This is a genomic window from Georgenia deserti, from assembly GCF_042680605.1.
Lineage (GTDB): Bacteria > Actinomycetota > Actinomycetes > Actinomycetales > Actinomycetaceae > Allobogoriella > Allobogoriella deserti.
Window position 1 is genome coordinate 134,304 of record NZ_JBHUEE010000007.1, and the last position, 19,898, is coordinate 154,201.

The window sequence follows — 19,898 nt, forward strand, 5'->3', positions numbered from 1 at the left end:
GAGGTCGCCTGGCACGTAGACTCCCGCCCATGAGCCTGCATCCGGGCGACGGCGGCGCCCCGGCGCCGGCACCCGTCCCGGTGGAGGAGGCTCCGCCGCGACGCAAGGTGCTCCTGGTGGACGCACCCGAGACGAGGGTGCGGCGGCCGAGCGACCTCCTCGCACTGCTCGGGTGCCTGCTCGGCATCGCCGTCGTCCTTCTCCTCGCCGTATACGCCCACGCCACCACCCAGGGCGTGACCACGGACGTGCAGTCCGTGGTGGCCGACGTCCTGCGGCAGGTGCTGCTCATCCCGGTGACGGTGCTCGAAGGCTTCGTCTCGTTCATCGTGCCGCTGATCGTGCTCGTCGACCGGATCGTGCGCCGCTCCTGGCGCTCGGCGCTCGAGGCCCTGGCCACCGGCATCGTCGCCATCCTGCTGGCCGACGGCGCCCTGTGGCTGCTGCACCACGTGGCGCCGACCGAGATCACCCGTGGCCTGACGATCACCACCGCCGGCGCCACGGTCATCGCGCTCAACGTCTACATCGCCGGTCTCAGCGGCCTGCTCACCGCAGTGGGCGACCGGTCCCACAGCCGCATGCTGCGCTGGACCTGGAACCTGCTGTGGGTGGTGCTGGGCCTCTCGGTCGTCCAGGGCGACCAGACGTTGCCGGGGGCCCTCGTCGCCGTGCTGCTCGGCCGCGCCGCGGGGTTGGCCATGCGGTACGCCTCCGGGGTGCTGCACGAACGCGCCACCGGTGCCTACCTCGTTCGCGGGCTGCGCCGCGCGGGCATCGACCCGGTGACCGTGGTGCGGATGGACCCGGTGCTCGCCGGTACCACCGCGCAGGCGTGGACGGTCACCAGTTCGAGCCCGATCGGCTACACCGAACGCCTGCGGGAGCCGTCCCAGACCCCGCCGCCGGTGGAGGACACCGCCGAAAACAACGGACAGGCAGGCACGACGGCGCAGGAGCAGCAGCCGCCGCTGCCGGACCCGGCCGCGGCCTCGGGCGAGCAGGACACGATCGAGCCCGATCCGACCACGGACACCGCAGCGGTCCTGCAGCGGGCCTCGTCCTCCGCCAGCCGAACCCTCGATGTGGAGAGCGCGCACCGGCTGTACGCGATCTGGGACGCCGAAGGCCGCCGGCTCGACGTCACCGTGCTCGACGGCGACCGGCACGTGGTCGGCGTGATCTCGTCGGTGTGGGACAGCATCCGGCTGCGCGGGCTCGACCGCCGGCCTGCGACGTCGCTGCGGGAGGCGGCCAACCGCGCCGCACTCATGTCCCTGGCCACACGCGACGCCGGCGTGCGCACCCCCGAGCTGGTCGGGATCACCGAGTCCCGGGACAGCGTCATCATCGTCACCGAGCACATCGCTCAGGCGCGCCGGCTCTCGGAGCTGCGCCCGGACGAGCTCGACGACGATCTCCTCGACGCGCTGTGGTCGCAGGTTCAGGCCGCCCACGCCAAGGGCCTCGCCCATCACGACATCACCGCGGAGGCCGTACTCGTCGACGCCGCCCGCGACGTGTGGCTGGTGGACTGGGAGAACGGCGAGATCATCTCGACCGAGCTCTCACGCCGCATCGACCTGGCGCAGCTGCTGGCGATGCTCGCCACGCTGGTCGGCACCGAGCGCGCCCTCTCCTCGGCGGCCCGGATGCTCACCCGCGACCAGCTGGCCTCGATCGCGCCGTTGCTCCAGCCGGTCGCGATGCCGTCCTCGACACGGGCCGCGGCCCGCCGGGAGACCCTCGCCACCCTGCGCGGCGAGCTCGTCTCCCTGATCCCGACGGCAGACGTCGCGCCGCTCCAGATCGGCCGCTTCTCCCCGCGGACCGTCATCACCGTGACCGTCGCCGTGGTCGCGGTCTGGGCGCTGCTGTCCTGGATGAACTTCGAGGAGGTGGCCGAGGCCGTCACCAGCGCCAACCCGGTGTGGATCGTGGTGGCGTTCGCGTTCGGACTGCTGACCTACCTGGGCTCGGCCATGTCCCTGGAGGCGTTCTCGCCCGAGCGACTCGGACTGTGGCGCACGCTCCTGGTGCAGGTGGCCGCCTCGGTGGTCTCACTCGTCGCGCCGGCCGGCATCGGTCCCGCGGCCCTCAACCTGCGCTTCCTCAACAAGCAGCGGATCGCGATGCCGCTGGCGGTGGCGTCGGTGGGCCTGATGCAGGTCTCCCAGTTCATCACCACGGTGCTCCTGCTGATCGCCGTGGCGCTGGTGACCGGCTCGGCCGGAACCCTCAGTGCCCCGTCGGGGGCCGTCCTGCTCGCCGTCGGCCTGGTCGTCCTGGCGATCGGCCTGGTGCTGCTGATCCCGAAACTGCGCACGTGGACGTGGAGCCGGGTGGAGCCGACGCTGCGGCAGGTCTGGCCCCGCCTGGTGTGGGTGGTCTCGAACCCCAGCCGGCTGCTGCTGGGCATCACCGGCAACCTGGTGATGACCGCCGGTTTCGTCGCCGCGTTCGGCGCCTCACTCGCCGCGTTCGGCCACAGCCTGCCGCTGACGAACCTGGCGATCACGTTCCTGGCTGCGAACTCCATCGGTGCCGCCGTCCCCTCCCCCGGCGGTATCGGCCCGGTGGAGGCGGCACTGACCACGGGCCTGACGCTCGCCGGCATCCCTGCCGGCACGGCGGTCTCGGTGGCCATCCTCTTCCGCGTGCTGACGTTCTGGGGCAGGGTTCCGCTCGGCTGGGGTGCGTTGCGCTACCTGCAGCGGAAGGAGCTCCTGTGACGTCGCCGGCGCCCTGCCGGCCGGCGCCCGTCGACGTCTCCCGGCTGTGACCGCCGTCCGGACCGCACGCGGGACGGCACGGACCGCAGACCGCTGGGCGAGCTGGCTGGTGGCGGCGTGCTGCGCCGTCGGCTACGTGACGTTCGCCGTCACGCAGTGGCGGTTGCTGGAGTCGCCGTCGTGGGACCTGGGGATCTTCACCCAGCTCGCGCGGGCCTACGCGGGGTTCGAGGCGCCGGTCGTGACCATCAAGGGCGAGGGCTTCAACCTGCTCGGTGACCACTTCCATCCGCTGCTCGTCCTGCTCGCTCCCGTCTACTGGATCCATCCGTCCGGGGCGAGCCTGTTGATCGCACAGGCCGTGCTGTTCGCGGTCTCGGCGGTTCCGGTGACCACGGTCGCTCGCGAGCTCCTCGGGCCGGTCCGGGGCACCCTGGTGGGGGTCGCGTACGCACTGTCGTGGGGGTTGCAGGGTGCGGTCGCCGCGCAGTTCCACGAGGTCGCCTTCGCCGTCCCGCTGCTCGCCGCGTCCCTGGCGGCGTACCTGCGCCGGCGGTGGTGGACATGCGTGCTGTGGGCGGCGCCGCTGGTGTTCGTCAAGGAGGATCTCGGGCTGACGGTGGCCGCTCTGGGTCTGGTGCTGTGGTGGCGCGCCGGGCAGCGGCGAATCGGGCGCCTCACGGTGGCGTGGGGTGTGGGGTGGACGGTGCTCGCGATCGGCGTCGTCCTCCCGCTCCTGCACCCGGACGGCACCTGGGACTATTACGGCCGGCTCGCGGCGGGCGAGGAGGCGGCGGACGGTCCCGGCGACAGTGCCGGTGGGGTGCTCGCGACGGTGGCCGCGGCGTTCGTGCCGGCCGAGAAGTACGTGACGTTGCTGCTTCTCGTCGGGGCGGCCGGCATCATCGGGGTGCGTTCGCCGCTGATCTGGCTGTGGGTGCCGACGCTGGCGTGGCGGTTCCTCGGCAACGTCGAGTACTACTGGGGGTGGACCTGGCACTACTCCGCGGTTCTGATGCCTGTGGCTGTCGCCGCGCTGCTCGACGCCGTCTCCGGCCGGACCGGCACGGGGCACCTGGGCAGGAGACTCGTGCCGGCGCGGCGATGGGCGAGTGCCGGCACGGCCGCCGCAGTGCTCACGACGGCGATCATGACCGTGACGGGACCGATGAACCGTCTCGTGGAGCCCGCGACGTACGCGGGCTCGCCCCGCGCCGACGTCGTCGACGAGATGATCGACATCGTGGCCGGTCGCACGGTGGAGGCCGACATCTATCTCATGGCGTACCTCGTCCCGCGCAGTCAGGTGTACTGGGTCGGCAACGAGGGCAATCCGCCGCCCGACCGCCTGGTCCTGGACGCGACCCGCCGCACGTGGACCGACGACGTCGCCGATGCCGCCGACCTGGCCGAGGAACGGCATCCCGGTCAGGACTACGAACTGGTGCTGGACGAGGCCGGGTACCAGGTCGCCGCGCGGGTTCGGTGAGGCTCGGAGAACCGGCGACATTGGCGTACCACCAGGGACGGTGCCGTATTCGCCCGCCGGGCACAGTGGCCTGCCTCACAACCGGCTGCGGTCGGTGGCACTCACGCCTGACGCCGTGGACGTCGTACCGTGACAGCGTGCTTACTGCGCGTGTCCGACCCTCGTTCCTGCACGTCGTGGCGTCGACCCTGGTGCTCGGGGTGGCGTCGCTCCTCGTCGTCGCCGGTCTTGCGCCGCCGGCGGCCGCGCACGACACGCTGATCGAGTCAGCGCCCGCCGACGGCGAGACGCTCGATGAGTCGCCGTCGCAGATCGAGCTCACCTTCAGCAACGAGCTGCTCGACGGCGACCGGGCCATCGCGGTCACGGATTCCGCGGGGACCACCGTGGCCGAGGGACAGCCCGAGCTCAACGGGCAGCGGGCGATCCTGGCCCTCGACCCGCTGGAGGACGGCGAGTACACGGTCACGTGGTCGGTCGTGTCCTCGGACGGGCACCGCATCGAGGGCGACTACGGGTTCACCGTCGCGAGCGGCGGCGCCGCCGAACCGGAGGACGAGGGGAACGGCACCGCCGGTGCAGACGGAGCCGGCGCCGACGACGCGATGCCGGAGTCGACGCAGTCCCCGGACGAGGCGAACGCCCCGGCCGACGGCAGCACCGGGGGCGAGCAGCAGGACGACGAGCAGTCCGGGTCGCCCCTGAACATGCCGACCTGGGTCGCCGTCGTCCTCGCCGTCGCGATCCTGGCGGGGATCGTCGCCACGATCGTGCGGCTGACCCGCCGTCGCTGACCGGCACCGTCACCGTCACGGTCACCGCGGGACGATGCTGATCCCGCCCGAGGTCTCGAGCACCGCCCACCGGATCTGGTCCATCCGCTCCAGCCCCTGGTTGAGACGGGCGGAGCTCATGACGTCCTCGGTGGTGATCTGCTCGCGCTTCATCACCTCGGGCAGCGGTCTGCCGTCCTCGACGAGGACCACGGGGACGCTCTCGGTCATGCGTTTGAGCAAGGGGAAGCGGTAGGAGAGCAGGTCTGCGAGTCGTTCGAGCAGCACGAGAGTCGCGATGACCAGGGCGGCGTAGGTGACGGAGAAGTTCTCCCCGAGCAGCGCCTGCTGCGTCGCCTCACCGACGATGAGGATGACGACGAAGTCGAACGGTGTCAGCTGCGCGATCGTGCGTTTGCCCGTGAGGCGGAAGATGAGCATCAGGACCAGGTAGATCGCGACAGCGCGAAGCACGGCATCCATCGGGGGACCTCCTCAGGGCAGCACGAACTGTGAGAACGAGACGGACTCGTCGCGGACCTCGATCCGGGCGTCCTGAGAGCCGTACTCCTGCGGTCGGAACGCCACGGTCACCTCCGTCTCGCCCCGGTCGGGCACCGGGATGACCCAGACCATCCCGCCGGGAACGGCGCGTTGTTCGGAGGGCTCCGGGGAGATGCCCTGGACCTCGACGGCGCCGGGCCAAGTCCCGGCGATCCGCACGGTGACCGTGCCGTCGACGGCGGCGCCCGGCCCGAGGACGAGGGTGAGGTCATCCTCGGACTCGTGGAAGGCAATGCGGTCGAACTCGACGCCGACGGTTCCGGACCCGCTGGAGCGTGTGGTCCAACTCAACGGCCCGACGGCGATCAGGCCGAGCAGCCCGGCGACGACGAACAGGACGAGAAGTCCGGTCCCGACCCGTTCCGCGGCCCACTCCCGGCGTTGGAACGCCTCGTGCTGTTCGATGTCCAGGCTCATGCACACCTCCGGGCTCGACGTCCTGACTGGAGCGACGCGGCGACTCGCAGGCCTGGCCCAGGCCGCGACCGCACGACGGGCTCACGGCGGCGGACGCTACTCGCCGGTGGCGTCGGCCGCGCGGCGAGACGTTCGAGGAGTGGCACACCGGGTCGCCGGCGGGCGGGTTGTGACACAGTCTGCGGTGTGAAGGTGCTGCTTCCCGACAACGTGCCCCTGAATCCGACCGTGCCCGACGGCGTGACGACCGTGTCCTACGACGTCACCCGCCCCGTCCCGGATGAGCATCTCGATGCCGAGGTCCTGGTCGCGTGGGCGAATGCGCCGTCGACGCTTGAGGCCGTGGCGGGCCGGATGCCGAACCTGCGATGGGTTCAGTCGCTCGCGGCCGGCACCGATGCCATCGTCTCCGCGGGCTTCGCCGAGGACGTGGTCATCACCTCCGGTGCCGGGTTGCACGACGCCACCGTCACCGAGCACGCCTTGGCCTTGACGCTCGCGCAGGTGCGGCGGCTGCCGCAGATGGCCGCAGCCCAGAAGGAGCGCCGGTGGGACCGCGACCTGGGCGGGCCGCAGCCGCTGCGGCCGGAGGGGGCAGTCACCTCGCTGATCGGCGCACAGGTCCTGGTGTGGGGTTTCGGCAACATCGGTCAGGCGCTGGCGCCGCTGCTGTCCGGGCTCGGTGCGACGGTGCGCGGCGTCGCACGGTCGGCGGGGACCCGCGCCGGGTTCGACGTGATCGCCGAGGAGGACATCGAGTCCGCGTTGCCGCAGACCGACGTCCTCATCATGATCCTGCCGGCGACGCCGGCGACCACCAAGGCGCTCGGCAGCGATCGGCTCGACCTGCTGCCGAATCACGCCTACGTCGTCAACGTCGGCCGCGGGACGACCGTGGACGAGGACGCGCTGCTCGCCGCACTGGAGTCAGCCTCCATCGCCGGCGCGGCGGTGGACGTCACCGCTGTCGAACCGCTGCCGCAGCAGTCGCCGTTGTGGGACGCGCCGAACCTCATCATCAGCCCGCACGCCGCGGGCGGCCGCCCCGTCGGCGCCGACGACCTGATCGCCGAGAATCTCGCCGCGTTCCTCGAGGGCCGCGAGATGCGCAACGTCGTCGAACGCTGAGGCGGGCGGCCGGACGCCGAGCCGAGAAACCTCTCAGGCGTCGACGTCGACCGGGTCGCCGGCCGGGCCGTCGGCGAGCGAGGTGTCGACCTCGGGTCCGCCGAGTGCCTGGTCCTCCCACGTCAGCACCGTCCAGCCGGTCCTCCGGTCGCCCTCCAGGACGACGACGCCGGTGTTGCTCACGGGCGTGCGCGCGGCGAACTCGCCGCTGACGTTGTCGGCACGTGCCGGGACCCACGACCGGATCGCGGCACCGTGACTGACGATCACGGCGGTACGGACCCCGGTCGCGAGGATCTCGTCGACGACCCCGTCGAACCGCTCGTAGAACTCGGCACCATTCTCGCCGCCCAGGACGCGACCGGTGAGGTCGTCCTCCCGCCAGCTGAAGATCGGCTCGAGGTATCCGCGGACGGCCTCGGGGTCGCCTCGCATCTCGTAGTCGCCGGCCGAGATCTCGCGGACGCCGTCACGGATCCACGGCTCGAGCCCCAGGGCGTCAGCCAGCGGCGCAGCGGTCTGCTGCGTGCGGACGAGGGTAGAGGTGACGATGAGATCGATCGGCTCGGCGCCGAGCACGTCGGGCAGCGCAGCCGCCTGCTCGCGACCGAGGTCGGTCAGATCGGCTCCGGGTTCCCTCGTGTCGAGCAGGCCCTCGACATTCGAGCTGGTCTGTCCGTGCCGCACCAGAATCAGTCGCATACACCCATCCTCTCCTGATCACCACGGATGTCGCCCGCCACGGTGTTGGACGTCAGGTGAACATCACGAGGACTCGAGCCGGCTCAGCACCTCGGTGAGGACCTCGTCGGGCGAGCCGGCCGACCGCACCGCGAAGCCGGGTTCGTCCTCGCCGAGCTCCTCGAGTGTCTGGATCTGGCTCTCCAGCAGACTGGCGGGCATGTAGTGATCCCGGCGCTGGCCGATGCGGGTAGCCGTCTCCTCGACCGGCGGGGCCACGTGGACGAACACCGTCTGGCCGACCGCCTCACGCAGCACGTCGCGGTACGCCCGCCTGAGGGCGGAGCAGGTGACGACCGTCGAGGTGCCTGCCCGGGCCTGCTCGGTCATCCAGTCCCGGATGGTTACGAGCCACGGTGCGCGGTCGTCGTCGTTCAGCGGGGTGCCGGCGCGCATCTTGTCCCGGTTCGCCTCGCTGTGGAAGTCGTCCCCTTCGGCGAACACGTAGCCGAGACGGTCGGCGAGCGCGGTCGCCAATGTCGTCTTGCCGCCTCCGGAGACCCCCATCACGACGATGTGCCTCTGCTCCATCAACTCTCCCACTCGGTGTCCGCGTCCCCGCGAGCCTAGCGGCCGGGCCTCACGTCCCGCCCTGGCGAGCGATGATCGCCGCTTCCACGCGCGCGATGTCCGGGTCGAGGTAACGACCACCTCGGATCCGGGACCGCAGCAGGCCGTCGCCACCGGGGGTGACGTCGTAGCGCAACGGGCGGGCGTTCGGGATGTTCAACCGGCGCAGCTCCTCACCACTGAGATCGTCCAGCACGGCGCACAGGGCACGGAGCGAGTTGCCGTGCGCGACGACCAGCACATCGCGACCTGCGCGAACGTCCTCCGTCACCTCCGCGACCCAAGGACGTAGCCGCGCGACGACGTCGAGCAGGGACTCGGTGCCCACGAGCGCCTCCGGGGGCAACCGGTCGAACGGGCTCAGCCTGCCCCACAGTTCGAGGGTCTCCCGGTCGAGTGGCGGCGGACGCCCCTCGAGGGAACGTCGCCAGTACAGGAACTGTTCGGTGCCGTACGCGGCACGTACGTCCGCCTTGCGGTGACCGGACAGCGCGCCGTAGCTGCGTTCGTTGAGTCGCCATCGCCGCAGGAGGGGGCACGTCACTCCCAGCGCCTCGACGACGAGTTCAGCCGTGCGCCAGCCACGCGCGAGCTCGGAGGTCACGACCACGTCGGGCACGAACCCCGCCGCGGCCAGGCGGGCGCCCGCGTCACGACTCGCCTGCTCCCCTGCCGGCGTCAGATCGACGTCGAGCACTCCCGTGAACAGTTCGCGGGCGTTCCCGACGGACTCACCGTGCCGCAGCAGAACCAACGAGCCGAGGCGAGTGCTGGTGACGTCCGATCGCACGTGGCCACTCTCGCATGACGACGGGAGCCAGTCCCCACCTGAGCGCACGCATACTCGCTTGCTAGCACACTGTCATGCTCGTAGGGTGGACCCATGCCCGAGAAGACGCAGTTCAACGTGTACCTCCCGCCCGAGCTGGTACGCGCCGTCAAGCACCGGTGCATCGACGAAGGCGTCTCGTTGTCCGCGTTCGTCGAGCGGGTGCTGTCCGACTACCTGACGGAGGTGGAACAGCGATGACCACAACGATTCCGACGCCGATACTGCGACCGATCAGGTTCGTCACCGACGTGGCCGCATGGCAGGCGTTCTATGCGGACCTCGGCTTCATCAGCACCGGTGTCGAGGCGGACGGCTGGGTGGTACTCGCCGCGGACTCCGGGCGGCTCGCCCTGCACCATGCCGAGCCCGAAAGCCCTCTCGTGGGTAAGGCAAAACTGGCCTGGGAGGTCCCCGACCTCAAGGCGTACCGCACTGCGGTCGCGGGGACCGGGACCGACATCCGCCGGGCGACGTTCGATCGCGGCGACGTCCTGGTGGCCGACCTGCCGCAGGGCCGTGTCGTGATCGACCGCGCCAACGGGGCCGGTGGCACGAATCCGGTCCGACCGGAGGGGCTCGCAGTCCTGCCGCTCGTCTACACCCGTTCCGTCATCGACGGCGCGGAGGCCGCCACGCATCTGGGTCTGACTCGCCGGATCACCAGTGACACCAACGGGTGGGCCGATCTGGTGGGCCACGGCGTGCTTGCCTTCCACCGCGCGGACAGCGACGCCGCCGAGGACCGCACGGTCGACGACGGCGAGATCAGCGTCGAGATCAGCCTCGAGACGGGCGACGTCGAGGCACTGCAGACCCGCGTCGAGGCGGCCGGCCATCCGGTCGACCTCATCGACGAGGCCTACGCCCGCACGTTGCGGATCACCGCCCCGGACGGCACGCGGGTGTGGGTCAACGAGACACAGCGGGATCTCTACGGCTTTCACGTCGCCACCGGCGCCGCACCGCCGTCCCGGTAGCCGTCATCGCCGTCGTGGTCCATGCTGGCGGTAGAGGCGAGCTCGACCGACCCACGACAGGATGATCGTCATGAGCTCCGAGCGGAGCGCGCACCGACTGCGCCCGGCGCCGGCCCGCTTCGACCGGCCACGCCGGACGGTGCGGCGCGTGCGCGAGACGATGGCCGTGGTCGACCGTCGGATCTTCCTACCCGCCGATCAGGCTCGCTTCGCTCACGCCGACATGCCTCTGCAGATCGGCTACGGCGCAACCTGTTCGCAGCCGAGCACGGTCGAGGCGATGCTCCAGCTCCTGCAGCCGAGCCCGGGAGACCGGGTGCTCGACGTCGGCTCGGGCTCGGGCTGGACCACCGCGCTCCTGGCCCGCCTGGTCGCACCGGGCGGTTCGGTGATCGGCGTCGAGATCGAACCGGAGCTGGTCGAGATTGGCCGCGAGAATCTCGCGGCGTGGGGCGGCGTCGAAGGCGTGCCGGCCCGCATCGAGCAGGCCGTACCCGGCAGGGTCGGCATGCCGGAGAAGGGCCCCTTCGACCGGATCCTCGTCTCCGCGGACGCCCGCGAGCTGCCGACGGGCCTCCTCGAGCAGCTGGCCGACGGCGGCCGCATGGTCGTCCCTGTTCGCGGCCGGATGGCCGTCGTGGACCGTATCGGTGAGGACGTGCAGACCCGCTACTTCGGATCGTTCAGCTTCGTACCGCTGCGCGCGGCGGACTGATCACCGCCGGTCGCGGCGCGCGCCCGGTCACCGAAGCGCCGCAGCGCCGCATACACCTCGGGGTCGTCGGCGAGCAGTTCCCACTCGATCTCGTCCGGGATCCAGAGCAAGGCCATGAGCATCTCCTGGATGGTCGCCCCGGTGACGGGCCAGTCCACCGTGCCGTCCGGCCCGTCGGTGGCGTGCTGCGCCCAGATGCCGAAGTATCCACGGACCGACGCCATGTCTGTCCGCATCCGCACGACGGCGTGATGCTCCGAACGGCCCCGCCCCCCGTGCGCCGCGAGGACGAACTCGGCGGCGTCCGCAGCGGGGAGCTCACGCGGAGCGACCCGGACTCCGGTGCGCTGGAGCGTCGACAACCGGTCGACACGGAAGGTGCGCCAGTCCGCCCGTGTCAGATCCCAGCCGATGAGGTACCAGCGGCGCTCACGCGGGACGAGCGAATGTGGCTCGACATGTCGGGAGGTCTCCGCGCCGGACCCGGCCGTATACCGGAACCGCAATCGTTCATGGTCGCGGCAGGCCAGGGCGATCTCGGCGAGGACGTCCGCCGCCACCCTGGCTCCGGCGCGCGCGGCCGGGATCGTGTGCTCCTGGAGGGCGCGGACCCGGCGCCGGAGGTTGCGGGGCAGCACCTGTTCCAGTTTCGCCAACGCCGAGAGCGAGGTCTGCTCGCCGTCGTCGATTCCCAGCACCGCGGCGGTACGCAGGCCGACGCCGATCGCGACGGCCTCGTCGTCGTCGAGCAGCAGCGGAGGCAGGGTCGAGCCGGACTCGAGCTGGTAGCCCCGGGCGGCGCCCGGACTGGCCGCCACGCGATAGCCCAGTTCTCGGATCCGTTCGACGTCACGCCGCAACGTCCGTTCCGAGACCCCGAGGCGGCCGGCCAGCTCCGGCCCGGACCAGAAGCGGTGCGTTTGGAGCAGGGAGAGCAGCCGGAGGGCTCGAGCGGTCGGGTCAGCCATGTCGGGAAAATCTACGCCCGACCGCGGTCAGGATCTGTCCGCATAGGGCGCGATCCTGATGCCTATGGAGACACCGATCATTTCCGCCCGCGGCCTCCGCAAGGTCTTCCCCGGGCAGGGCGGCACGGAAGTCGTCGCCGTCGCTGACCTCACGATGGACGTCGAACCCGGCACGCTGACCGCGTTCCTCGGTCCCAACGGAGCGGGCAAGTCCACCTCGCTCCGCATGCTCACCACCCTCCTCGACCCCACGGCCGGCACCGCCACGGTCTGCGGTCACGACATCACCACCGAGCAGGCCGCCGTGCGGGCGCGTATCGGCTACATCGGGCAGAAGAACGGGGCCGCCCAGTACCAGCGGGTCCGTGACGAGTTGCTCAGTCAGGGCGCCATGTATGGGCTCGACTGCGCTGAGGCGCGACGGCGGACCGACGAACTGATCGAGGCGCTGGACCTCGGAGAGGTGGCGAGCCGTAAGACGATCACGCTCTCGGGTGGTCAGCGGCGCCGGGCGGACATCGCGCTCGGTCTCATGCCCCACCCTCGCCTGCTGTTTCTCGACGAGCCGTCCACCGGTCTGGACCCACAGTCCCGCGCGAACCTGTGGGAGCACATCCTCCGCATGCGTGACCGGCACGAGATGACGTTGTTCCTGACCACCCACTACCTCGACGAGGCCGACCAGTTCGCTGAGCGGGTCATGGTCGTCGACCAGGGCAGGGTCATCGCGGACGACACGGCCGCGCACCTCAAGGCCACCCTGGCCGGCGACCGGATCAGCGTCACGGTCGACGGCGGCGCCGAGCCCGCCGCCACGATCGTCCGGCGAGCCGCCGCCGAGTCCGGCGCGACGACCCCGGACCCCCAGGTCTCGGCGGAGGGTGCGCAGACCCGGCTGGTGGTCGCGGCGAACGCCGGCGAGCACGTCCTACCCAGGCTCATCCGCGAGCTCGACGCCGCGGGCGCCACGGTCGTGACCGCCGACCTCGACCAGCCGACCCTCGACGACGTCTTCCTCACCCTCACCGGGCGCAGCCTGCGCGAGGAGAACGAGGCCGCACAGAATCCAGCCCCCGAGACCGCCAGCACCGGAGCCGCACGATGACCACGACCACCGATCCCACATCCGTGCCGCAGGCTCGCCCGTCCGGCGTCCTGATCGATACGCTCAACGTCTTCGCCCGCGAGCTGAAGCCGACTCTCCGTGACCCCTTCAGCCTCGTCTTCTCGCTGATCCAGCCGCTGATGTTCCTGGCCTTCTTCGGCCCGTTGCTCGGCGGTATGACGGGCCAGCCGATCGCCGAGGCGTTCCAGTGGTTCGTGCCCGGCATCGTCGTCATGACCGCGCTGTTCGGAACCGCGATGACCGGCTCGAACCTGCTCTACGAGATCATCATGGGCGCGCACGAGCGCATGCTGGTGGCCCCGGTCTCCCGGGCGGCTCTGCTGCTCGGCCGCGCCTTCAAGGAGATGGTGCCGCTGGTGCTCCAGTCGGTGGTGCTCGTCGCCATCGCCGCGGCGTTCGGCTTCCGCCCGTCTCTGCCCGGCATGCTGGTCGGCCTCGTCCTCATCGCCGTCTTCGGCATGGGGCTCGGCGCGTTCAGCTACGCCCTGGGCATCGTCTCGCGTGACCGGGACTGGCTGTTCTGGACGGTGCAGCAGACACTTCTGTTCCCGCTGATGCTGCTGTCCGGGATGCTGCTGCCGCTGGAGTCCGGGCCGCGCTGGATGCAGGTTCTCGCGATGGTGAACCCGCTGACCTACATGGTCGACGCCGAGCGTGACCTGTTCAACGGCGTCTTCACCTCGCCGGACGTCTGGCAGGGCGGCCTGGCAGCGGTGATCGTCGGCGCCGCCGGCATCACCGTCGGCATCCGCACGATGCGCCGCAGCATCTGACCCACCCCTGGGGCCCGAGTCGTCAGTCTTGTGCCGACCGGTCAATCTTGTGCCGACCGGCGGGCCTGAACCCAACGCCGAGAGCGGCCTTCCGCGCCGAGGGCGGACGTTCGAGCATCCACCCTCGGCACGGTCGGCTGCTCTCGGCGCGGGTCGGGCGTCAGCCGTTCCAGTCGACCAGCTGGACGATGACCCCGTTGGGGTCCCGGACCTGGAACGCGCGCTCACCCCAGTCCTCCGGCGTGAGCGGCATGGTGATCGTCACCCCCTCCTGCTCGAGACGGGCGAGCTCGCCCTCGAGATCGTCGACGACGAACGCCAGGATCTGCCCCTGGGCGTGCACCTCACGCTGGTCGTCCGGAAGCGTGGACAGACCGACCCGGAGGTAGACGACGTTCATCCCGACATCCGGGCGACTCAACGAGTGGAAACCGTCGGCCGCCATCACCTCGGCGAATCCGAAGTGGTCGATGAGGAAGCGGGCGGACGCGGCGGGGTCGGCAACGTTGAGGCTGATGGCGGACGAACTGATCTGCATGTGTCTCCTTCGCTCGGCGGCATACGGTCCGTACAACGTACGTCGTACAAGGTACACCGTACAAGGTACGATGTGTCAGAGTACTCCCATGTCCACCTCGCGCTCAGGCAGCGGAGACCCGGCCCGCACTGTGGCCCTGCTCTGGCGTCATACCGTCCCGGACGAGCCGCCCCGGCGCGGCCCCCGGCAACGCCTCGACGTCGACACGCTGGTCGAGCACGCGGTCGCTCTCGCCGACGCCGAAGGACTCGAAGCCGTGACGATGCGAAAAGTCGCCTCGACGGCAGGGACGGCCCCCATGACCTTGTACACGTACGTGCCTGGCCGTGCCGAGCTCCTCGACCTCATGCTTGACCACGTCTACGCGGCGATGCCCCGCGAGACCACCTCGGGCCGGCCGTGGCGCGAGCGCGTCCGAGCCGTGGCCACCGAGAACCGGTCCCTGTTCGAGCGGCACCCGTGGGCAGCCGCGGTGGCGACCACGCGCCCGACGCTCGGCCCGGGCGCGACGGCGAAGTACGAGCACGAGCTGGCCGCCCTCGACGGCCTGGGACTCGACGACGTCACGTTGGACGCCGCGCTCGACTGGGTACTGGCGTTCGTGCAGGGGTGGGCACGTTCCGCATCGGCCGCCGATGCCACCCGGCGCGAGACCGGCGTTAGCGAGGAGCAGTGGTGGGCCGAGGCGGGCCCACTACTGAGCCAGGTGCTTGATCCCCTCCGCTACCCGCTTGCGACACGGGTGGGCGCGGCGGCCGGCGAGACCCAGGGCAGCGCCTGGGAGGCCGACCGAGCGTTCGCGTTCGGTCTGGACCGCGTACTCGATGGCCTCGCACCGCTCATCGAACGCTAACGGTCGTCGGGCCGGTCCGATCCCTCACTCGGTCGCCAACGCGGCGTCCGTCGTGAAGACCATTCCGAGCGCGATCTGACCGGAGGTCAGCGCGTCCTTGGTCAGCGGGCCACCGGCGTCCAACGAGACGAACTCGGAGAACGTCAGCCCGTACGTCTCCTCCAGGCCCGGTTGGCAGAACGCCCGGTCGGGGCACTCCGGCGGACCGCCGAGGCTCAGCTCCCCGCACGTGTCCGCGAGTTCGGACAGCGTGGAGACGCCGTGCTCGTCCGCGAACTCCTGCGTGACGGCGTATGCGTTCTGGTTCGCGGCCTCGGCCGGCTGACCGAACTCGAGGCCGACCTCCGCACCGAGGTCGCGCAGGTGGTCGGTGCTCTCCTCGAGATCCGGGCTCGCCACGGGGTCCGCACCGTCGCCATTGACCTTGACGTTGAGGAACTCGGCCAGGGTTCCGACGTACTCCGGCACGACCTCGATCTCGCCGGTCTCGAGGGCGGGCTCGTAGGTCTCCCGGTTGCCGATGGTGCGCACCTCGGGGTCATATCCGGCGTCCGTGAGGGCCAGGGCGTACAGCTCGGCGAGGGTGGCCGACTCGGAGAAGTTTGCGGCACCGATGACCACGCTTCCCGAGCCAGAGGTGTCACCGACCTCGATGCCCGCGTCCTCGTAGAACTGACTCGCCGCCTGGCCGGAGGCGTTCCGCTCGACGTCGACGGCCTGGTTGAGCTCGATCAGCGTGTTGGTGTCCAGCTCGGCCGAGACCGCATCGAGTGCGGCGATCAGCGGCTCCTCGGCGGCGTCGGCGTTGATCGCCGGGATGATGTTCTCGACGCTCTGCAGGTTCTCGTCGTCCTCGAGCACGACGATCTGCTCGCCGGCGATCGGCTCGCACGCCTCGCCGCCGGCGTTCTCGGCTCCTCCGCCTCCGGTCTCGTCACCGCCACCGCCACCGGCAGAGCCGGGTTCGCCGCACGCGGCGAGGGCGAGGACGGTGAGACCTCCGACGAGGGCGGTCACGGTTCGGCGCATGGGGTTCCCCTCCCGATGGTGGCCGGTCCCGTGGACCGTAGCGCGCTCCACCGACATGGACACAGGTGTTTGCCGCCGTCGGGTCTTCGCCTCTACCTGGCACCCGGCGCGACGGTGCGCACCACCTTCGGTGTCAGCAACCGTTGCAGGCCCGCGAGCACTGCCTCCAGACCCAGCGCGAGCACCACGACCAGCAGCGCGCCGGCGAACGCCTGACCCCACCGCTGGGTGAAGATGCCGTTGGAGACGATGAGGCCGAGCCCACCTCCGCCGACGAGCGAGGCGAGCGAGATGGTCGCGACGATCTGGACCGCGGCGGTGCGCAACCCGGCACCGATGAGCGGCATCGCGAGCGGCAGCTCCACCTCTCGGAGCAGCCGGGCGCGGGACATGCCCATGCCGATGCCGGCGTCGCGCGCGGCCGGGTCGATCTCCCTCAGGCCCGTCCAGGTGTTGGACAGGATCGGCGGAACCCCGAAGATCGCGACGGCGAAGATCGTGGGCGCCTGCCCGAGGCCGAGACCCGCCGTGAAGATGTACAGCAGCGCCAGAGTGGGCACGGCGCGGGTGAGGTTCGCCGTCGCCACGACCACGGAGCCGCCCCGGCCACTGCGCCCCAGCCAGAGTCCCAGCGGAAGCGCGACGACCGCGGCCAGGACGACGGCGAGGAATGTCATCCACAGGTGATCACCGAGCAGGGCGAGGATGCCCCGCGTTCCCGTCCAGCTCAGCGGGTCGTTGAGGTAACGGAAGGCCTCCGCGAACGCGTTGCCGTTCATGGGCGCCGCCACCGGATCAGCAGGCGACCGACTGTCAGCAGCAGAAGATCCGCGACGAGCGCGATGGCCACGGTGAGCAGCGTGGCGGCGACGATCTCCGCGCGGTAGGAGGAGCTGAAGCCGCGGAACATCGCCTGGCCGAGGCCGCCGTAGCCGACGACGACGCCGACGGTCACCAGCGCGATCGTGGTGACCGTGGCGAGCCGGACGCCGGTGAGGATCGCCGGGAGCGCGAGGGGCAGCTCAACCGCGAGGAAGCGGCGGGCGGGTGAGTACCCCATCCCGCGAGCGGCGTCGACGACGTCTGGCGGCACCCCGCGCAGCCCCACCAGCGTGTTACGCACGAGGACGAGCATCGCGTACGCGACGAGCCCGATGAGGACGGTGGTGCGCCCGATCCCGGTGAACGGGGCGAGCAACCCGAACAGTCCGATCGAGGGGACGGTGTACAGCACGGCGGAGGTCCCCAGGACTGCGCCGGAGATCGCCTGACTGCCGCGCGCGAGGAGTGCCAGTGGCACTGCCATGACCAGTGCGATGAGCACCGCCTGCACCGTCAGGCTCACATGCTGGGCGGCCAGGTCGGCGAGTCCGCGCCAGTTGTTCTCGAGGTAGTGCCACGAGAACCACGGGTTGTCGCTCACGGCGGCGACGCTACCGCCTCGACGCGCCCTGTTCTCAGGCGTCCCGGTTCACAGCGTGCCCGGGGTGCGCCCGACCATCGCCGAGCTGGTCCGCGTGAGGTGGGCCTGATCGGCGAACCCCGTCTGCGAAGCCGCCACCGCGATCGGAGCCCGCGGCAGCAGCAGGACGGCGTCGCACAGGCGGCGCCACCGGACGATCTCACCGAACGTGCAGCCGGTGTGGATGCGGATGAGCCGCCGGGCGTGCTGCCGGCTCACGCCGAGTCGCGAGGACAGTCTCTCGATCGTCGTCGCCGACGTGGTTTCCCGCAGCACGACGCCCAGAAAGCTCTCGTCCTCGGTCAGGACGTCGTTCGTCCCGGTCAGCAGGCCGCTCCCGTGGCCGGCGTCGAGCTCCTCGACCAGGTGCCGTGCCCGGCGCCTGCCGAGATCGACGACCCCGTCCGTGCTCTCGCCCCTGGCGTACCCGGGGTCGATGAGCGCCGCGGTGTAGGCGCCGCGAGCGACGGCGCTGTTGGCCAGGCCCGGCGGGACCAGGAGCGCCCATCCTTCCTCGGTGCCGTGCTCGACCATGACCTGCAGCGGGGCGTCGCGTCCGAGCATCAGCTTCCATGCCGGCATCGCGTGCACGCCGACGGCGCGGGCCGTCGGCTCGCTGAAGACAGTGATCCCGCCGACACGGGTCAGCGATCGACGCTCATCGCGTTCAAGACCCGGCTCCCGACGACGAGACAGTCTGCGGGCATGCATCTGATCGCCTCCGTCACCCTCGGCGGCTTCCTCATCCTGGCCAGCATTCTGCACGTCGCGGCGCCCGCGCGGATCCAGACGCTCGTGCCGCAGTGGTGGCCTGCGCCTCGCGCCACCGTGTACCTGTCGGGCCTGGTCGAGTTGCTCCTCGGCATCGGCTTGTTCTTCGACGCGACCCGGGTGACGGCGGGAGTGCTGACGGCGGTCCTGTTCGCCGGCTATGTCGGCGTCCATGCCGACGACCTGCGCCACGTTCGGACGGCGAGCCGGTGGTTCGACTCACTCCCCGGGGTGCTGCTGCGGGTCCTCGCCAACGTCGCCTACGTCGGATGGGCGCTCTACGCCGGGCTGGGCGGCTGACGCGCGGCTCGGCAGCCGGGTCCGGGGATCAGCCGGTCGGCCCGGGCTGCGCCCCGAGGTCGTCGCAACGTATGGGCAACCGATCGGTTGCGTCAATGGCGCGTCGCTGGACCGGCGCCACTCGGCCGGTAGCGTCAGCACAATGACCGGCGAGACGCCCAGCCGTGCCCACATCCGGTTCGACGGCGTGGGCAAGGAGTACCCGGACGGCACCGTGGCGGTCGGGAACCTGGACCTCGACGTCGCCCAGCACGAGCTCCTGACGTTGGTGGGGCCGTCGGGGTCGGGCAAGTCCACGCTGCTGCGGATGGTCAACCGCCTGGTCGAACCGACCAGCGGGCGGATCCTCGTCGACGGCGAGGACATCGCCGATCTCGACGCCGTCCAGCTGCGCCGCGGCATCGGCTACGTCATCCAGGACGTGGGCCTGTTCCCCCACCGGACCGTCGCCCAGAACATCGCGACGGTGCCGGGACTGCTCGGCTGGGACCGGCATCGCACCCGCGAACGGGTGGCTGAGCTGCTGACCCTGGTCCGACTCGAGCCGGACGTGCACGGCCCGCGCTACCCGCACGAGCTCTCGGGCGGTCAGCGCCAACGGGTCGGCGTCGCCCGGGCGCTGGCGACGAACCCGTCCGTGATGTTGATGGACGAACCCTTCGGCGCCGTCGATCCGGAGGGACGCCGAGCCCTGCAGACCGAGTTCCGCCGGATCCACGACGATCTCGGCACCACCGTCCTCATGGTCACGCACGACATCGACGAGGCGGTCCTCCTCGGCGACCGGGTCGCGGTCTTCTCCCAGGGCGGGAAGCTCGAACAGCTCGCGACCCCGGCCCACCTGCTAGCCCGGCCGGCGACGTCGTTCGTCGACGGCTTCATCGGGGAGGCCCGAGCGGTCAAGCTCCTCGCCGTCACAGAGCTGGAAGCGCAGGATCTCGACGGCGCAGCCGGTCCCGGCGACCCCCACCCGTCGGTCACCCTCGGCGCCACGTTGGAGACAGCACTGGGAGTGCTGGCCGCAGCCCCGGACGGCTCGGTGACGGTCACCGACGAGGCGGGAACCGCCGTCGGGAGGTTGACGCCGGCCGGTCTGCACACCGCGTTGCGCCGCGCCGTCACCGCCAACGGCGCGTAACC

Annotated in this window: 23 protein-coding genes; 12 read left to right on the top strand and 11 right to left on the bottom strand. The window is 70.9% G+C overall.

What is annotated here, in order from left to right; genetic code table 11:
- Positions 1-29: 29 nt before the first annotated feature.
- From ACFSE6_RS13610 to ACFSE6_RS13620, 3 genes are all read left to right on the top strand, one after another.
- Entirely contained in the window at positions 30-2,732 is a 2,703-nt protein-coding gene (locus tag ACFSE6_RS13610) for a lysylphosphatidylglycerol synthase domain-containing protein (RefSeq protein ID WP_388008042.1), read from the top strand.
- A gap of 46 nt (positions 2,733-2,778) precedes the next feature.
- A complete protein-coding gene (locus ACFSE6_RS13615) occupies positions 2,779-4,221 on the top strand; it encodes a DUF2079 domain-containing protein (protein WP_388008045.1) in 1,443 nt (480 codons plus the stop codon).
- A 137-nt stretch (positions 4,222-4,358) separates the two neighbouring features.
- A complete protein-coding gene (locus ACFSE6_RS13620) occupies positions 4,359-5,015 on the top strand; it encodes a copper resistance CopC family protein (RefSeq protein ID WP_388008048.1) in 657 nt (218 codons plus the stop codon).
- A gap of 21 nt (positions 5,016-5,036) precedes the next feature.
- Here ACFSE6_RS13620 and ACFSE6_RS13625 read toward each other — a convergent pair whose 3' ends face one another.
- Complete coding sequence (locus tag ACFSE6_RS13625) at positions 5,037-5,477, bottom strand: DUF421 domain-containing protein (RefSeq protein ID WP_388008051.1); 441 nt, start codon at positions 5,475-5,477, stop codon at positions 5,037-5,039.
- A 12-nt stretch (positions 5,478-5,489) separates the two neighbouring features.
- The gene (locus ACFSE6_RS13630; protein ID WP_388008054.1) at positions 5,490-5,975 is read right to left on the bottom strand and encodes a hypothetical protein; all 486 of its coding nucleotides are present in this window, start codon (positions 5,973-5,975) and stop codon (positions 5,490-5,492) included.
- A gap of 186 nt (positions 5,976-6,161) precedes the next feature.
- Between ACFSE6_RS13630 and ACFSE6_RS13635 the strand changes: the two genes are divergently transcribed.
- A complete protein-coding gene (locus tag ACFSE6_RS13635; protein ID WP_388008057.1) occupies positions 6,162-7,103 on the top strand; it encodes a phosphoglycerate dehydrogenase in 942 nt (313 codons plus the stop codon).
- Positions 7,104-7,136: 33 nt separating this feature from the next.
- Here ACFSE6_RS13635 and ACFSE6_RS13640 read toward each other — a convergent pair whose 3' ends face one another.
- The 3 genes from ACFSE6_RS13640 to ACFSE6_RS13650 all read right to left on the bottom strand — a co-directional run bounded on the left by ACFSE6_RS13640 (position 7,137) and on the right by ACFSE6_RS13650 (position 9,204).
- Positions 7,137-7,805 carry a histidine phosphatase family protein gene (locus ACFSE6_RS13640; RefSeq protein WP_388008060.1) on the bottom strand — a complete coding sequence of 223 codons (669 nt, stop codon included), beginning with the start codon at positions 7,803-7,805 and terminating at the stop codon, positions 7,137-7,139.
- A gap of 63 nt (positions 7,806-7,868) precedes the next feature.
- A complete protein-coding gene (locus ACFSE6_RS13645) occupies positions 7,869-8,375 on the bottom strand; it encodes a gluconokinase (RefSeq protein WP_388008063.1) in 507 nt (168 codons plus the stop codon).
- A 49-nt stretch (positions 8,376-8,424) separates the two neighbouring features.
- On the bottom strand, positions 8,425-9,204 hold the full coding sequence (locus ACFSE6_RS13650; RefSeq protein ID WP_388008066.1) for a 2,3-bisphosphoglycerate-dependent phosphoglycerate mutase: 780 nt from the start codon (positions 9,202-9,204) through the stop codon (positions 8,425-8,427).
- A gap of 93 nt (positions 9,205-9,297) precedes the next feature.
- Between ACFSE6_RS13650 and ACFSE6_RS13655 the strand changes: the two genes are divergently transcribed.
- The 3 genes from ACFSE6_RS13655 to ACFSE6_RS13665 all read left to right on the top strand — a co-directional run bounded on the left by ACFSE6_RS13655 (position 9,298) and on the right by ACFSE6_RS13665 (position 10,938).
- Positions 9,298-9,444: a ribbon-helix-helix protein, CopG family gene (locus ACFSE6_RS13655; RefSeq protein ID WP_388008069.1), complete on the top strand. Its 147-nt coding sequence runs from the start codon at positions 9,298-9,300 to the stop codon at positions 9,442-9,444.
- Complete coding sequence (locus ACFSE6_RS13660) at positions 9,441-10,223, top strand: hypothetical protein (RefSeq protein ID WP_388008072.1); 783 nt, start codon at positions 9,441-9,443, stop codon at positions 10,221-10,223. The genes ACFSE6_RS13655 and ACFSE6_RS13660 overlap by 4 nt, the downstream gene beginning before the upstream one ends.
- 70 nt (positions 10,224-10,293) lie before the next feature.
- A complete protein-coding gene (locus ACFSE6_RS13665) occupies positions 10,294-10,938 on the top strand; it encodes a protein-L-isoaspartate O-methyltransferase family protein (protein ID WP_388008075.1) in 645 nt (214 codons plus the stop codon).
- Here the strand turns inward: ACFSE6_RS13665 and ACFSE6_RS13670 are convergent.
- A complete protein-coding gene (locus tag ACFSE6_RS13670; protein WP_388008078.1) occupies positions 10,893-11,906 on the bottom strand; it encodes a helix-turn-helix transcriptional regulator in 1,014 nt (337 codons plus the stop codon). The two genes, ACFSE6_RS13665 and ACFSE6_RS13670, sit on opposite strands and share 46 nt — an antisense overlap.
- Before the next feature lie 64 nt (positions 11,907-11,970).
- On the opposite strand from ACFSE6_RS13670, the gene ACFSE6_RS13675 reads away from it, so the two are divergent.
- Positions 11,971-13,011 (top strand): ABC transporter ATP-binding protein, encoded by a 1,041-nt coding sequence (locus tag ACFSE6_RS13675; RefSeq protein WP_388008081.1) that lies wholly within the window; start codon positions 11,971-11,973, stop codon positions 13,009-13,011.
- Complete coding sequence (locus ACFSE6_RS13680; RefSeq protein WP_388008084.1) at positions 13,008-13,805, top strand: ABC transporter permease; 798 nt, start codon at positions 13,008-13,010, stop codon at positions 13,803-13,805. Before ACFSE6_RS13675 ends, ACFSE6_RS13680 begins: the two co-directional genes overlap by 4 nt.
- A 160-nt stretch (positions 13,806-13,965) precedes the next feature.
- On the opposite strand, the gene ACFSE6_RS13685 is transcribed toward ACFSE6_RS13680, so the two are convergent.
- Positions 13,966-14,343 carry a VOC family protein gene (locus ACFSE6_RS13685; protein WP_388008087.1) on the bottom strand — a complete coding sequence of 126 codons (378 nt, stop codon included), beginning with the start codon at positions 14,341-14,343 and terminating at the stop codon, positions 13,966-13,968.
- An 88-nt stretch (positions 14,344-14,431) separates the two neighbouring features.
- Here ACFSE6_RS13685 and ACFSE6_RS13690 point away from each other — a divergent pair, with 88 nt between their 5' ends.
- On the top strand, positions 14,432-15,196 hold the full coding sequence (locus ACFSE6_RS13690) for a TetR/AcrR family transcriptional regulator C-terminal domain-containing protein (protein ID WP_388008090.1): 765 nt from the start codon (positions 14,432-14,434) through the stop codon (positions 15,194-15,196).
- A 24-nt stretch (positions 15,197-15,220) separates the two neighbouring features.
- Here the strand turns inward: ACFSE6_RS13690 and ACFSE6_RS13695 are convergent, their stop codons facing one another.
- The 4 genes from ACFSE6_RS13695 to ACFSE6_RS13710 form a co-directional block, all read right to left on the bottom strand.
- On the bottom strand, positions 15,221-16,225 hold the full coding sequence (locus tag ACFSE6_RS13695; RefSeq protein WP_388008093.1) for a glycine betaine ABC transporter substrate-binding protein: 1,005 nt from the start codon (positions 16,223-16,225) through the stop codon (positions 15,221-15,223).
- Positions 16,226-16,317: 92 nt separating this feature from the next.
- Positions 16,318-17,004, bottom strand: coding sequence for an ABC transporter permease (locus tag ACFSE6_RS13700; protein WP_388008096.1), 687 nt, complete (start codon positions 17,002-17,004; stop codon positions 16,318-16,320).
- Positions 17,001-17,648: an ABC transporter permease gene (locus ACFSE6_RS13705; protein WP_388008099.1), complete on the bottom strand. Its 648-nt coding sequence runs from the start codon at positions 17,646-17,648 to the stop codon at positions 17,001-17,003. The genes ACFSE6_RS13700 and ACFSE6_RS13705 overlap by 4 nt, the downstream gene beginning before the upstream one ends.
- A gap of 48 nt (positions 17,649-17,696) precedes the next feature.
- Positions 17,697-18,398 carry a helix-turn-helix transcriptional regulator gene (locus ACFSE6_RS13710; protein WP_388008102.1) on the bottom strand — a complete coding sequence of 234 codons (702 nt, stop codon included), beginning with the start codon at positions 18,396-18,398 and terminating at the stop codon, positions 17,697-17,699.
- On the opposite strand from ACFSE6_RS13710, the gene ACFSE6_RS13715 reads away from it, so the two are divergent.
- Positions 18,393-18,758, top strand: a complete 366-nt coding sequence (locus ACFSE6_RS13715) for a hypothetical protein (protein ID WP_388008105.1) — start codon at positions 18,393-18,395, stop codon at positions 18,756-18,758. The two genes, ACFSE6_RS13710 and ACFSE6_RS13715, sit on opposite strands and share 6 nt — an antisense overlap.
- 142 nt (positions 18,759-18,900) lie before the next feature.
- Positions 18,901-19,896, top strand: a complete 996-nt coding sequence (locus ACFSE6_RS13720) for an ABC transporter ATP-binding protein (RefSeq protein ID WP_388008108.1) — start codon at positions 18,901-18,903, stop codon at positions 19,894-19,896.
- The last annotated feature ends 2 nt before the right edge of the window (positions 19,897-19,898 follow it).

Coding starts and splice junctions, on each gene's coding strand:
- ACFSE6_RS13670 (WP_388008078.1), bottom strand. CDS start 11,906: ATGGCTGACCCGACCGCTCGAGCCCTCCGGCTGCTCTCCCTGCTCCAA.
- ACFSE6_RS13710 (WP_388008102.1), bottom strand. CDS start 18,398: ATGCATGCCCGCAGACTGTCTCGTCGTCGGGAGCCGGGTCTTGAACGC.
- ACFSE6_RS13715 (WP_388008105.1), top strand. CDS start 18,393: ATGCATCTGATCGCCTCCGTCACCCTCGGCGGCTTCCTCATCCTGGCC.
- ACFSE6_RS13720 (WP_388008108.1), top strand. CDS start 18,901: ATGACCGGCGAGACGCCCAGCCGTGCCCACATCCGGTTCGACGGCGTG.
- ACFSE6_RS13625 (WP_388008051.1), bottom strand. CDS start 5,477: ATGGATGCCGTGCTTCGCGCTGTCGCGATCTACCTGGTCCTGATGCTC.
- ACFSE6_RS13690 (WP_388008090.1), top strand. CDS start 14,432: ATGTCCACCTCGCGCTCAGGCAGCGGAGACCCGGCCCGCACTGTGGCC.
- ACFSE6_RS13645 (WP_388008063.1), bottom strand. CDS start 8,375: ATGGAGCAGAGGCACATCGTCGTGATGGGGGTCTCCGGAGGCGGCAAG.
- ACFSE6_RS13665 (WP_388008075.1), top strand. CDS start 10,294: ATGAGCTCCGAGCGGAGCGCGCACCGACTGCGCCCGGCGCCGGCCCGC.
- ACFSE6_RS13640 (WP_388008060.1), bottom strand. CDS start 7,805: ATGCGACTGATTCTGGTGCGGCACGGACAGACCAGCTCGAATGTCGAG.
- ACFSE6_RS13630 (WP_388008054.1), bottom strand. CDS start 5,975: ATGAGCCTGGACATCGAACAGCACGAGGCGTTCCAACGCCGGGAGTGG.
- ACFSE6_RS13655 (WP_388008069.1), top strand. CDS start 9,298: ATGCCCGAGAAGACGCAGTTCAACGTGTACCTCCCGCCCGAGCTGGTA.
- ACFSE6_RS13680 (WP_388008084.1), top strand. CDS start 13,008: ATGACCACGACCACCGATCCCACATCCGTGCCGCAGGCTCGCCCGTCC.
- ACFSE6_RS13695 (WP_388008093.1), bottom strand. CDS start 16,225: ATGCGCCGAACCGTGACCGCCCTCGTCGGAGGTCTCACCGTCCTCGCC.
- ACFSE6_RS13610 (WP_388008042.1), top strand. CDS start 30: ATGAGCCTGCATCCGGGCGACGGCGGCGCCCCGGCGCCGGCACCCGTC.
- ACFSE6_RS13685 (WP_388008087.1), bottom strand. CDS start 14,343: ATGCAGATCAGTTCGTCCGCCATCAGCCTCAACGTTGCCGACCCCGCC.
- ACFSE6_RS13660 (WP_388008072.1), top strand. CDS start 9,441: ATGACCACAACGATTCCGACGCCGATACTGCGACCGATCAGGTTCGTC.
- ACFSE6_RS13700 (WP_388008096.1), bottom strand. CDS start 17,004: ATGAACGGCAACGCGTTCGCGGAGGCCTTCCGTTACCTCAACGACCCG.
- ACFSE6_RS13675 (WP_388008081.1), top strand. CDS start 11,971: ATGGAGACACCGATCATTTCCGCCCGCGGCCTCCGCAAGGTCTTCCCC.